This window comes from Sinorhizobium sp. B11 (assembly GCA_039725955.1).
Classification (GTDB): Bacteria; Pseudomonadota; Alphaproteobacteria; order Rhizobiales; family Rhizobiaceae; genus Rhizobium.
This window is the reverse complement of the sequence record CP091033.1, coordinates 1,819,868-1,832,340: the sequence shown is the minus strand read 5'-3', so window position 1 is coordinate 1,832,340 and position 12,473 is coordinate 1,819,868. Positions and strand designations below refer to the sequence as shown.

Here is a 12,473-nt window from a genome sequence, read left to right as displayed (position 1 = left end):
CGGCCGCTCGGGGAAGACATGCAATACTGGCCGCAGGCGTCCAGGAAATTGCCGCAAGCGCCGAGGCGGATGGCGGCGCGGTCAAGAACAGCCGGGCAAAGAAGCCTGGCCCGGAGAGCCGAAACTGCCTGTCGAAGTTCAAGCCTGCCAGGAAAGCTAGAGGTGGCGCTCAGATCGCTCCGACGACGACGCCATCGCCGACGGCTGCGAAGATCACCACCGGTGTCACCAAACACTGCGGAAAACACTGGCGAGCGGTTTGGGTATCGGAAGAAACGGGGCGCGATCGACCGCGCCCCGCTGGAACAGGCTCTCGAAAGAGTTTGGCTCAGAGCGGCCTGACGTTTTCGGCCTTCGACTTGCCGGTCTTTCGATCCTGACCGATGTCGAAGGATACGTCTTGGCCTTCCTTCAAGACATTGCCGTATTCCAGGGCAGATACGTGGACGAACACGTCGGCACCGCCCGTTTCCGGCGTGATGAAGCCAAAACCCTTGTCCGCGTTGAAAAACTTTACTTTACCGGTCGGCATGAAACCCTCGTATGTTTGCAGTTGATCGCGCGTGCAATCTAGCGACCGACATTTGCCACGGCAACCAGGGATCGAAGCAATCGTTCGACGCCGACCGGCCCCGCCTTTCTTCGACAAAGGGATCTTGTCTCAAGGGCTCGCTTCGAAGGGCAGGACGACGTTCTCTGCAATCTCCTTCGAACCCGTCGGGAGAAAGGTCGCGAAATTGCCTCTACCGCGCGCATCCAGCATGGCAGCGCCTGCTCGAATGGCGCTTTGCCATGACGAGCCACGTTCCCAGGCCTCGTTGTAAACAAGAGCAAGGTCAGAGGCTCGCCTTGTTTGCAGGAGGGCTTCGAACAGGAGTGCCGCTTGGCGGATATCCTTAGCCCGTTTGACTGCCGATTGGCCGTCGGCGTGCCTGCGGCTTGCAACAATCAGCTTGTGGACAGCAAAGCGCGATGGGTCGGGGACGGTCACCGGGACACCGCTCTTGTGCAGGAGCATCGTCCGGACAGGATCACGGATCAGGAAATCGAGGAAGCGAAGCGGAGCGGCGCTGGCGCCTCCGAGCGTCGGCATCTCTGCGGGCTGATCAAGATAGTCGTCAGTTCCGCGGTTCGGTGTCAGGAATTCTACCCTGTAGCCGCTCCTGGTCTGAAATGCAGACGTGCCGGCGGCGCCTGAACGGTGTGGGACCGCCCTGAATGAGGGGTCAATGCCCTGCAGAAGATCAAGGATTGGTGGAAGGCTGTCGCCGACCTCGCAAGAGACGGCATGATCCTGGGCGATATCTGCATCGCCCGTCAGGTTGGCGGCCATAGGCAGGCGAATGCCAAGCAGGCGGCTGTAAGTCTGGAACGCCACCGCGCCGATCAACACGCCGCGCAACCGGAAGAGGCCGCCTGCGGCCAGGGCTTCGACAACGTCTCCGGTCATAGCGTCTGCTGCGATCATTCCGCCTTCGCGTATCAGCGACGACACGATGCGCCGGCGGGCTCTGAGATCGTCCTTGTCGCTCTTATGGGCTGCAACACGCTCTGCAATGTCGGGGTCGTCGGCAGAACCGACATAGCGGCGTGTCCGACCGCCCTTGCTGTCCGCGATATCGAAATACCAGTATTTGCGACCTTTGACGGTGACGGGCGTGAACCGCCCTTCGGGGGGAAAGTCGGCCGTCCATGCGGCATCAAGCGAGCGCTGGCCGAGTTCGGCGAGCATCGTCTGCTACATGAGATCGATCGGTTTCACCTATGCGCTAGCCTTATTATACCTTTTTTGGGGGAAGGTATAACTGAGGATGAGCGTTCCGGCCTTCCGTGAAAGGCGCCGAGCCCGTCACGCAATCTTCCGCCGAGTGATCTGTTCAGGCTGGGAAAAGGAGAGAGGAGTAAAATTGCCGGCGAAACAGCGCTGTGCGAAAGGTTTGCCATCGGCCAGGTGCTTTGATGCCGTGGATGGAAGGAAGGAGGCCACGTGACGCTGGGAGCGCTGATCGATCGATACCGGCCATGTCTGGCTGACGAGACCGTGGGTGTACGCCGCAGCTGGGAAGAGATGTTTACCTATACGCTTCGCCATTATGCCAAAGATACGCCCATAGCCACTTTCGATCCTGAAATACTGTCGGAGCGACTTGTCATGTCCGGCATGCATCACCTCATCGTCGTGGGATATGTGAAGCGGTGGCGCGACCTGCTTTCCTGGGCAGGTCGCGAATAGGGCAGGGCGTTGCGCCTCGTGCCTCTCTTCAGGATCATGCCGGTATCGGCGGACTGGTGGGATCAGGTTGACCGTCGAAGAACAGATAGATGGCAGCAATTCTTCCATCCCTTGCCACGATGAAATCCGTTCCCGCGTAGGACGGCGCCTTGCCTGGGCTGCCGGACACCCACCTCATCCGTCCTGCCTCCTCGTGAAGCACTTCGGCCGGAGCGATCGGCGTATATTTGAACTCCGGATGCATGGCGCGGATGACGCCGGCAATGCGGACGATCTCGTCGCGGCCGCGGTAGGTTCCGTGCGGCTCGACGAATACGGCATCTTCATGAAAAATCTCCTCGGCCACCGTCCGGCGGAGGGCCTCGTCGCCCTCCCCGAAGATGCCCTGCAGATTGCGTTCAAGCAACGTTGCGATATCTGCCATGACGGCTCTCCTTCATGTCACCGTGTCAGATCTGAGCCTGGCCGCCATCGACGAACAGTTCGACGCCGTTGACGAAGGAGGCATCGTCGGATGCGAGGAAGAGGACAGCCTTGGCGATCTCTTCCGGCTTGCCGATGCGACCGGCAGGGATGAGGCTCGCAAGGTGGTTCTTCGTGTTCTCCGCTTGGTCGCCATTGCGGAACAGCTCATTGAGGCCTGCCGTATCAGTAACGCCAGGGCTGACCGCGTTGACGCGGATATGACGGTCCTTGAGGTCGAGGATCCAGTTGCGCGCAAAGTTGCGGATGGCCGCCTTCGTTGCCGAATAGACGCTGAAGGCAGGCGTGCCGGAAATGCTCGTTGTCGAGGAAGTGAGAATGATCGACGCACCATCGCGTAGCAGCGGCAGCGCCTTCTGGACGGTGAAAAGCGTACCCTTCACGTTCGTCGCAAATGTTTTCTCGTAGTGTTCTTCAGTGATCGCCCCGAGCAGCGCCATCTCGCCACCGCCGGCATTGGCGAAGAGGATATCGATCTGAGCGTGTTTCTGCTGGACTGCGTCATAAAGACGGTCGATATCGACGAGCTTGCTCATGTCGGCCTGCAAGCCGGTCACCCTGCCGCCGATGTCTTTGACGGCAGCGTCAAGCGCTTCCTTCCGGCGGCCCGTGATGAAGACCGATGCACCTTCCTGAGAGAAGGCCTTTGCTGTCGCCAGCCCGATGCCGCTTGTGCCGCCGGTGACGATTGCGACTTTGTTCTCGAACTTCTTGGTCATTTCCATGCTCCTTGTTTGCGGCCGGTTGCCGTTGAGAAAGAACATGCCAGCAGAACGCTGGTGCCAGTAGCCAGCAAATCTGCTACCCAGCGTTCTGAATGGAGAACGATGATGCGGACCGACCTGAACGATCTGGTTTATTTTGCCGAAGTCGTGGCGCATGGCGGTTTCGCCGCGGCGGGCCGGGCGCTGAGCGAGCCGAAATCGAAGCTCAGCCGGCGGGTCGCGGGCCTTGAGGCACGCCTTGGTGTCCGATTGATCGAGCGCTCGAGCCGGCGCTTTCGCGTAACCGATGTCGGGCAGTCCTTTTACGAGCGCTGCAAGGCGATGCTGGCTGAGGCAGAGCGCGCCGAAGCCCTGGTTGCGGAAGCACAGTCGGAGCCGCATGGCCTGATCCGGATGAGTTGTCCGACCGGCCTCGTCGAACCGATCTCTGGTCTGGTCACGCAGTTTCTGGCGCAACATCCGACGGTACGCCTTCAGCTTGTCGCGATCGACCGTCCCGTGGATCTGATCGAAGAACGCATAGATGTTGCGCTGCGTGTGCGAACGTCGCTCGATGGCGACGCATCACTGACGATGCGCTCGCTGGGAAATTCGGTTCGCATCCTTGTCGCAAGCCCACAGATAGCAAGCCGCATTGGCGACATCGCCGGGCTCGCCGATCAATCGACGCTCTCAACGACTGATGACCAGGGAGAGGTCAACTGGTTTCTCGAAACCGATGACGGGCATACCCATACGCTACGCCACGAACCGCGCATGGGCTGCGCGGACTTCACTGCCGTCAGGGCCGCAGCGATTGCCGGGCTTGGGGTCGCACTCCTGCCCGACCATACCTGCCGCCAGGCCATCGATGAGGGAAAGCTCGTTCATGTGCTGCCGACCTGGCGTGGCATGAAAGGGCTCGTCCACCTCGTGTTCACGACACGCCGGGGTCTTCCGCCGGCGGTGCGCAAGTTCATCGACAGCCTGGCTGCCGGGTTTCCGAGGGATGGCTTGGCACGCTGACATTTTTGGTTGCAGCCTCCGAACCCGCTAGGCTGTGCCTGGGGTGTCGGCTCGGAAATCGATTTTCCGGAACACGCGGTCGTGGCAGTCGGTCCCGCTTCTTCTTCGGATCGCCGACGCTGGCGCTCCTGCGGCTGCCCTTCTTCACGCCGCCTGTGACGCGAATTCCCGCTTTCCCGCGCTGTTGGCGCGGCCGCTATGCTGAAAGCTCCGATATGCTTCTGGTTATTGTTGACATGCACCCAAACGTGGACTGCATATTGTCACGCAGTGGTGCGTCGCAATGAATGCGCGAGCATCACGATGATGAAAGCCGGCTTAATTTCTGACATGGAAGGGTATGGTGTGAACGAGGATCTACAACTGTGGGAATGGCGGGAAAGGATCTCAAATCTCTATTACGAGATACGTTCCAGTGCGGACGCAGTTGCTGCCTGGAGGCTTTGGTGCGACACCCGTTCGACCCTGTTTCGCGACCATCCTCAGTCACCTATCGAACAGGCGGATCGCAAGGGGTTCGGAGGGCCGACCCTATTTCCTTATGATCCTTTGTTGCGCCTGACGGTTCAGCTTGTACCGGAAACATCGGAACGGATAACCATCGCAACAGGCGTGGACGGTGATCTGTCAATGCATGCGTTCGCCCGCACCGCAGGGCTGGAAGACAGATTAGGCGGCGAATTGACCCTTTACTGGATTGAAGGATACGGTGGTGGCGTCTTCCTGCCGTTTGTAGACGGGACCTCGGGGACAGAGACGTATGGTGGTGGCCGATATCTCCTCGACACCATCAAAGGAGCAGACCTCGGAGTTGTCCGAGCAGGCGGCGTGCTGGTACTCGATTTCAACTTTTCCTATTTTCCCTCTTGCGCCTACTCGCCCCGTTATGTCTGTCCACTAGCACCGTCGGGCAATCGGCTGAAGGGCGCGGTGAGAGCGGGCGAGCGACTACCAATCTCGAAATGAGCCGCGTTTAACGGGGAGGTCGATCCCGCCGTGATCGACGTGCTGCCGGCCTTGCTGTCACGTGTCGCAAGGTTGCGGTGCCGGGATGTGATCCTCCGCGTCGGCCCTGCCGGTTCGGATCGGCGTCCGCGACGCTGTCGCCGGTTTCCGGCTGTTGCTCATTAACGGGCGGGGTCCGCCGGTCGTCCACTCTGGTTTCGGGAAGCTCGTCGTCTTGCGTGTCCTCGTTCAACAACTTGGGGGCACCGATCGGAATCGGCTTTTTCTGAAATCGGGCTGGTAGTCGCGGGCATATGGTCATCTCCTCGAGAGAAAGCGGAAGGTAGTGCATCGCAATGGCCACGACACACGGGCACGCAAGGGAATACGTCGCGGAAAGCCGACAACGAACCCGTTCCAACCGCCTGCCTAGGCTCGACGTAACGAGCGCATACGGCTCCGCGGCTATTTGATATGGGAAGGGGGGAACTCCAGCCGACCGTCGATCACCAGATGACCTACGATCAATCCGTCGGGATTGACCCACCGCGATAGTGAACGCAAATCGAGGCGATCTGGCACGCACCTGAACGAATATCTCGGTGTTCGAACAGATCTTGATTCATTTCACGACACTGCGGTCCGAATCTCGTCAAGAGGGTCAGTCCGGACAGCCTTTCAAATTGTGTCTCGTTTCGCAGTGATAGACTGTCGTTGTATGAGGGGATTTGGAATCCCGATCTAGAACGCTCCGCTGTTCCTGTAGACAGCCCAAGGTCAGCTACATCCAGATTGGATAAAACCGTCGTTTAAGTTTCTACGATCGGCATTACGATCGTCCTATCTGATCGCGCGAAGCTGTTGAGCGGCGCGAAAATGTTGGGAGAACATAGGATGACCGGAGCTGATAAGAGACCAAGGATCGCGTTCTTGGGAACGGGCGCGCAAGGGGCCTCCATTGGTGCAGATTTCGCTCTTGCGGGACTTGACGTCACGTTCATTGAGCAGTGGCCGGAACACGTCGAAGCAATTCGTCGCGACGGCATCACGGTCAATCTGCCGTCTCGTACGATAAATGTTCGAGTCCCGGCGTTGCACCTGTGCCAGGTAGCAGAGATCAAGGAGCCGTTCGATTTGGTTTTCCTGGTCGTCAAAGCTTATGACACGAAATGGGCATGTCAGTTGATCAAGCCGTGCCTCGCTCCCGATGGTCTGGTCATCGGTCTCCAGAATGGCATGACGCACGAGGACATCGCCGATGTCGTAGGTCGACATCGGGCCGTTGGTGCCGTCATCGAGATAGCGTCCAACATGTTCGTCCCCGGCATTACAAATCGCCAGAACGATCATGACACCTCGTGGTTTGCTCTTGGCGCCTTGGATCCGGCAAACCAGGATCGGGTGGAACATGTTGCGGAGCTTCTAAGGAACTCTGGGCGCGTCGAAGTGCTGGACGACATTCATTCGGCGAAGTGGATGAAGCTGGTCGTGAACGCAGCGGAGCTTATCCCCTCCGCGATCGTCGACCTTCCACTGGCTGACGCCGCGCGGCATCCGGGGATGCTGGAAGTAATGCGGGAGGCGGGATACGAAGCGATGCAGGCAGCGCTGGCCGACGGAGCTCAGATCATCCCGATCATCGGCATGTCTGCCGTCACAACCAACCATCCGGAACGGTACGTGGACCAAATTTTCGAAGAAGTCCTAAAGACGTTTTCCCAAGCCGACACGCTCACCACGTCTCTCCAGGATTGGCGAAAGGGCCGTCGGGCAGAGGTGCAGGAGGTAAATGGTCTGGTTGTGGACATACTCGCGCGCCACGGAAGGAAGGCGCCCGTGAACGAACGCGTTGTCCAGGTCGCTTTGGATATCGAGAAGGGGGTGCTCTTGGCCCAACCGGATAACTCCGGTCTGTTGATCAGAACGGACCAGGCCGTTCCGGCCTAGTGTTTGGACCCCGACGATCGCAGCCGCCTTGAGGCGGCTGTTCTTCTGAGCGGGGACAGGCGGAGGTGCTCAAACGCTCCGAACTTCTCGACGGTGATGACTTCCCACTCTTAGGCTTGCCTCTATTTGACAAGCAGCCGTCTCGAGTGCCGCGCGAGGTGTCTTGTTGCCTAGCAATGCGTCGTGAATTTCCTCACCCAGGACTTTCTCGATCGTTGTGTACTGCGGAATTTTTGGACGCTGCCACGTGTGTAGCAGGCTCTTCTTCGCAAGTTGATCAACGAACCTGACGATCGGGGAGCTCGCTGCAGCTTCCGGATCCGCGCTCACGGAGAAACGCGGTGCTACGGGAAAGCCGTTCTTCACATGTGCTTTCATAGCTTCCCTCGAGGCCATCCACGCGATCGCATCAGCGGCCATTTCGACACGTTCTTCAGGAAGGTTTGTGGGGATGCAGAAGAGAAAGCCGCCGATCGGCGAAGCGCGTGTGCCGCCGGGTCCCGACGGCTGTGGGAGATACTCGACCCTGCGCTTCACCACCGATTGAACATCGTACTCGAACCGCGCGGCGCGCATCGTCCAGAAATAGCCAAGACTCGCTCTACCGCGAAGGAAGACGTCGAGCGTCTTGTCCCAGGCCATCTCCAAGATCTTAGGCGGTGAGATCTCCATGAGTCGGCGCATATAGTCCAGGGCGGCAAATCCTGCGTCTGAGAGGATAGTGCATGTGAGCTCATCCGGATCGAGACCATCGAGCGTAAAACCGGATCGCGTCCTGCGGAGCGATATTGCTGGTTGTCCGCACGCGCCCATGAAGAAGAGGAAACTTGATGCTATCGGCATGCCGCGAGCGCCATCCCAAACCGCACCGTACATGCCGTCATCGGGTTGGTGGAATTTGCGGCCGGCCTTGATTACTTCGTCGAAGGTTTTCGGGAAGGGTACGCCGGCTTCGGAGAGAAGGTCCTTGCGGGCGGCCAGGAATTCTACCGTGCAGTATCCGGGAACGCCATAGTCTCTGCCATCCCATGTCGCCGATGACCAAATGGTTGGATGGAAGTCGAGAGGGTTAATGCCTGTTTTTTGAATATACTGGTCAATCGGACGAACGATCCCGCTTTCGGCGAACTCTCCGAGCCACGGCATATTGATTGCAATTACGTCGTAGTCGGAGAGCTTCTTGGCCGCGTTTTCCCTTGCGCGTTTATAAAGCTCGGGAAGCGGTAACAGGTCGAAGTTCTTTCGTGAGGCAAGATTGCTGCGGAAGTCGGCCCACATGTTCCGCATGGCGGAGAAGTAGTTGTCGTTGTTCAGGAGAAAACGGAGCTCGATCTGGGACTCGGCCCGACGCTGGACAAGGCGCATTGGTGGGATGATCTGCGAGCCGAGCGGTGTCCCTCCGAAGTAGTACTCGTCTTCCTCTTCTCCGGTTCGCAGTCCCAAGGTTTGTGCAAGCAGCGATTTCGTCTTGCGAGCGTAAGACTCGAACGAGCGAATGAGCTGGTCGCTTGGCTGCAAAGCGAAGCGCTGGCCAGAGGGGCCCTTGGAGATCTTGACTATGTGGCCGGCGTCAATGAGACGATTGATCAATCTCATCGATGTTGCATAGGGGAGACCCGACTCCTGGCCAAGAGTGGAGATCGATACAGGCTGGCTCAAGATATGCGACTTGATCAGGAACATGACGATCAGCCAGACCGCATCTTCGTTGGCGGCATCGATTACCTCCCTGAACGGTCGGCGCGTCTTTTCAATGAAGTCGATGATGCGCAGCATTTCGTATTCGTTCACGTCGGCCTCCCAACCGTCGCTATTGGCAGTCAGACTAGCCTGCCGCCCATGCTTGCACCAGCCATGACGCGGACGCTCTTGCTCAGGAGGCTTTCTTCTCTCGGCTGAGACCGGCTAGGCGCTCGGATTGCTCGAAGAGAACGAAAAAGTCCTTTTCCGCCAAGCCATCGGCGAATGCGGCCTCGTACTGCTGGCGGATCACGGAGGCGAGGTACATGGGCACATGATCAGACTTCGCTGCGCCAAGGATCAGGTCAAAATCCTTCATCATTTGAGAGACCGAGAAGGCGGGGTCAAAGTTCCGATTTACCAGTAGGTCGCGCTTGTATGCGATCAGCGGTGAGGCAACAGCGCTCTCGCAAATGACGTTCAGCATTGTTTCAACCGACAGATTGCCCTTCAGTCCGAGTGTGAGAGCTTCGCCAAGGAGAGCGGCAGTCGCACCAACGAGCGCGTTCAGGACGAGCTTCAGGTATCGGGCCTCCTCGCCATCTCCGAGGTAGAACTGCTTTGTGGAGAAACTGGCGAGGATCGGCTCGACCTTGCGGTAGGCATCCTCTGGGCCGGAGACCATGACAGAAAGCATGCCGGAAGACGCGGTAACCGTGCTGCCTGATACTGGAGCTCTAAGATATGCGACACCGGCTCGGGATAGTGCGTCCGCAACCTCGGCTGAGAGCTCGGGAGATACGGTGCTCATCTCGACTACTATCTGACCGGGCCTCAATAGCTCGGCGAGGGTGGCTGGTGCCAATATGAGAGTGCGCAGAATGACGTCGTTTGGAATGGTGAGCATCACCACGTCCGATGTTTCCACCAGATCTTCAAGGCTATGAGCTACGTTTGCACCAAGAGCCACCACTGAGGCGCGATTTTCGGGAAGCGGTTCATAAACGGAAACGGGGTATCCGTTCTCGAGCACACGTCTGCTCATCGGGGCGCCCATCTTGCCAATGCCAGCCCAGCCCACTCTCAATGTCTCGCTCATTGCAAAACCTTCCTTCCCTGGTGGCGTCTGCCGTCCAGATACTTCTTGCTGCTATGTCGAAGGAGAGCCTGACAATCGGCTGCATGCGTCTGTTCGGCGCAAGTGCCATCTCCTCCCAAAGAAATAGTAGCTTCAGCCCGAGAAGGATTGCTGCATTCAAAATATCCGTTTCGGATAATTAAAGATTTGTCGAGCCGCCGGTCCATCCTCTAGCGTTCGTCTAGGATCGCACGGCGTTTCCTGTGGGAGGAACTAAGCCGTCAGTCGAATGAGAGCACGTGCAAGCCACCGGTTTGCGCGAAGGAGTTCTGTAGCTGATGGCTTTCTCGCACTGGCGAAGCCCACGATCTGCATCCTCGATGCGCCGGCTAACGGGTGGTGGAATATGGAAATCAGGGAGGTGTGTCGTGGCGCGATCAGTTGAAAACAAGGTCGTCATCGTGACTGGTGCCGCGCGAGGCATCGGTGCGGGCATCGCAGCCAACTTGGTCGAGAACGGCGCTAAAGTTGTCATCGCAGACCTGAATGAGGATACGGCGAGACAGACTGCGGCGAAGATTTCAACCGGCGACGGAGATGCCATGGCGATTGGGGTCGACGTTTCCGATCGACAGAGCGTGCAGGAGCTGATCGCAAGGACCGTCGAGCATTTCGGCCGCCTCGACGTGATGTTCAACAATGCCGGAATCAGCCAGACCTGCCCGTTCCTCGAGGTCACTGATGACGACTTCGACCGGATCATGCGGATTAATGGCCGAGGCGTGCTGATAGGTACCCAGGAAGCTGCCAAGCAGATGATCGCACAAGGCACCGGCGGGAAGATCGTAAATACGGCATCCATCGCCGGAAAGCAGGGCTATCCCTTGTTCGCGCATTATTGCGCTTCGAAGTTTGCCGTCGTGGCCCTCACGCAGGCTGCCGCCCGTTCGCTTGCAGAACACAAGATCACCGTCAATTGCTTTGGCCCCGGTGTCGTGAAGACCGAGCTCTGGGAGCAGCTTGACCGTGAGTTCATGGATCACGGCCTCACCGCAAAGCCTGAACAAGCGATCAATGAGTTTTCGCAGTCGATCCTCTTGGGAAGGGTGTCCCTCCCCGCAGACATCAGCGGCGTGACCACGTTCCTCGCCTCAGCGGCGTCCGACTACATCACCGGGCAGACGATCATGGTCGATGGCGGGATGGTCCTGATCTGACGACGCGCTTAGGGGCGAGAATTATTCGACCGTCAGGAGATGGCGGAGCAGAACATGCAAAGGACAGAGCAATGAAGGCTGTTAGATACTACTCCAAGAAGGATATTCGGGTCGAGGACGTGAAAGCCCCCGAGGGACCGCTTGGCGACGACATGGTGCTCGTCGAGCCCCTTGTGTGCGGTATTTGTGGCACCGATATCCATGAATATATCGCGGGCCCGATCGTCACGCCGGCGACACCCCACGTCTATTCGAGGGCGACGTTGCCGCAGATCCTGGGGCATGAGTTTTCTGCTCGTGTGATCGAGGTCGGCAAGAGCGTGATACACGTCGTTCCCGGATCACGTGTCTCCATCCAGCCCCTGATTTCGCCTCGCGACGACTACTATGGACGTCGTGGGCTGTTCCATCTCAGTGAAAAGATGGCCTGTGTCGGTCTCTCTTGGGACTGGGGTGGAATGGGTGAGCGCGCAGTCGTGAACGGTTACAACGTTTTTCCGGTTCCTGACACCGTCTCGGACGTTCAGGCGGCGATGATCGAACCCGCAGCCGTGGCCGTCTACGGCGTCGATCGTGGAGGCGTTACATCGGGAAGCTCGGTCCTCGTCTCCGGAGTAGGACCGATCGGCGCGCTCGTGTTGCTCGCGACCAGGGCTGCAGGCGCGACCAAGATCTTCGTTTCCGAGCTGAACCCCAATCGACGGGAACTTGCCAAGGCACTTGTTCCCGAGGCGATCGTCTTCGATCCGCGCGAGATCGATACCGACCAGCTATTTCGTGATCATACGGAGGAGGGGGTGGGCCTAGACGTTGCCTTGGAGTGTGTCGGCGCCGAAGCTTCGCTCAATCTTTGCGCCAAGGCGGTCCGCCGCCAAGGGACCGTAGTCCAGGTTGGACTTCATGTCCGGCCAGCATCCATTGACGCCATGTTGTGGGCGCTGAAGGACATAACCGTCGAAGCCACTTGGTGCTACCCTGTTCAGATCTGGCCGAGGATCGCTCAGATGATCGGGGCTGGCATTTTCCCGGTCGAAAAGATCGTCACCGCTCAGATTGCTCCCGAGCAAGTCGTCGAAAAGGGCTTCGAAGCACTTCTCGACCCCGCGGGGACCCATCTCAAAATCCTTGTCGACATGAAGGCCTGATCGCTTGCGAGCTGT

At 58.6% G+C, this 12,473-nt stretch carries 12 protein-coding genes; 6 read left to right on the top strand and 6 right to left on the bottom strand.

The features are described from left to right. Positions 1-328: 328 nt before the first annotated feature. Positions 329-532, bottom strand: a complete 204-nt coding sequence (locus LVY75_08300) for a cold-shock protein (GenBank protein ID XAZ20125.1) — start codon at positions 530-532, stop codon at positions 329-331. Between the two features lie 129 nt (positions 533-661). Then, positions 662-1,732: a hypothetical protein gene (locus LVY75_08295; GenBank protein ID XAZ20124.1), complete on the bottom strand. Its 1,071-nt coding sequence runs from the start codon at positions 1,730-1,732 to the stop codon at positions 662-664. A 255-nt stretch (positions 1,733-1,987) separates the two neighbouring features. Here LVY75_08295 and LVY75_08290 point away from each other — a divergent pair, with 255 nt between their 5' ends. Continuing rightward, positions 1,988-2,233, top strand: a complete 246-nt coding sequence (locus LVY75_08290; protein XAZ20123.1) for a hypothetical protein — start codon at positions 1,988-1,990, stop codon at positions 2,231-2,233. Positions 2,234-2,267: 34 nt separating this feature from the next. On the opposite strand, the gene LVY75_08285 is transcribed toward LVY75_08290, so the two are convergent. Then, complete coding sequence (locus LVY75_08285; GenBank protein XAZ20122.1) at positions 2,268-2,657, bottom strand: nuclear transport factor 2 family protein; 390 nt, start codon at positions 2,655-2,657, stop codon at positions 2,268-2,270. A 25-nt stretch (positions 2,658-2,682) separates the two neighbouring features. Then, positions 2,683-3,435, bottom strand: a complete 753-nt coding sequence (locus tag LVY75_08280; GenBank protein XAZ20121.1) for a glucose 1-dehydrogenase — start codon at positions 3,433-3,435, stop codon at positions 2,683-2,685. 111 nt (positions 3,436-3,546) lie between these two features. Here LVY75_08280 and LVY75_08275 point away from each other — a divergent pair, with 111 nt between their 5' ends. The 3 genes from LVY75_08275 (at position 3,547) to LVY75_08265 (ending at position 7,338) form a co-directional block, all read left to right on the top strand. Next, the gene (locus LVY75_08275; protein ID XAZ21360.1) at positions 3,547-4,446 is read left to right on the top strand and encodes a LysR family transcriptional regulator; all 900 of its coding nucleotides are present in this window, start codon (positions 3,547-3,549) and stop codon (positions 4,444-4,446) included. A 306-nt stretch (positions 4,447-4,752) separates the two neighbouring features. Then, positions 4,753-5,412 (top strand): DUF1684 domain-containing protein, encoded by a 660-nt coding sequence (locus LVY75_08270; protein ID XAZ21359.1) that lies wholly within the window; start codon positions 4,753-4,755, stop codon positions 5,410-5,412. Between the two features lie 873 nt (positions 5,413-6,285). Further along, a complete protein-coding gene (locus LVY75_08265; GenBank protein XAZ20120.1) occupies positions 6,286-7,338 on the top strand; it encodes a 2-dehydropantoate 2-reductase in 1,053 nt (350 codons plus the stop codon). A 69-nt stretch (positions 7,339-7,407) separates the two neighbouring features. On the opposite strand, the gene LVY75_08260 is transcribed toward LVY75_08265, so the two are convergent. Next, positions 7,408-9,129: an extracellular solute-binding protein gene (locus LVY75_08260; GenBank protein ID XAZ20119.1), complete on the bottom strand. Its 1,722-nt coding sequence runs from the start codon at positions 9,127-9,129 to the stop codon at positions 7,408-7,410. An 82-nt stretch (positions 9,130-9,211) separates the two neighbouring features. Next, positions 9,212-10,117, bottom strand: coding sequence for an NAD(P)-dependent oxidoreductase (locus LVY75_08255; protein XAZ20118.1), 906 nt, complete (start codon positions 10,115-10,117; stop codon positions 9,212-9,214). A gap of 407 nt (positions 10,118-10,524) precedes the next feature. Here LVY75_08255 and LVY75_08250 point away from each other — a divergent pair, with 407 nt between their 5' ends. After that, positions 10,525-11,313, top strand: coding sequence for a glucose 1-dehydrogenase (locus LVY75_08250; protein XAZ21358.1), 789 nt, complete (start codon positions 10,525-10,527; stop codon positions 11,311-11,313). 71 nt (positions 11,314-11,384) lie between these two features. Continuing rightward, positions 11,385-12,458, top strand: coding sequence for a 2,3-butanediol dehydrogenase (locus LVY75_08245; protein XAZ20117.1), 1,074 nt, complete (start codon positions 11,385-11,387; stop codon positions 12,456-12,458). Positions 12,459-12,473: the final 15 nt, after the last annotated feature.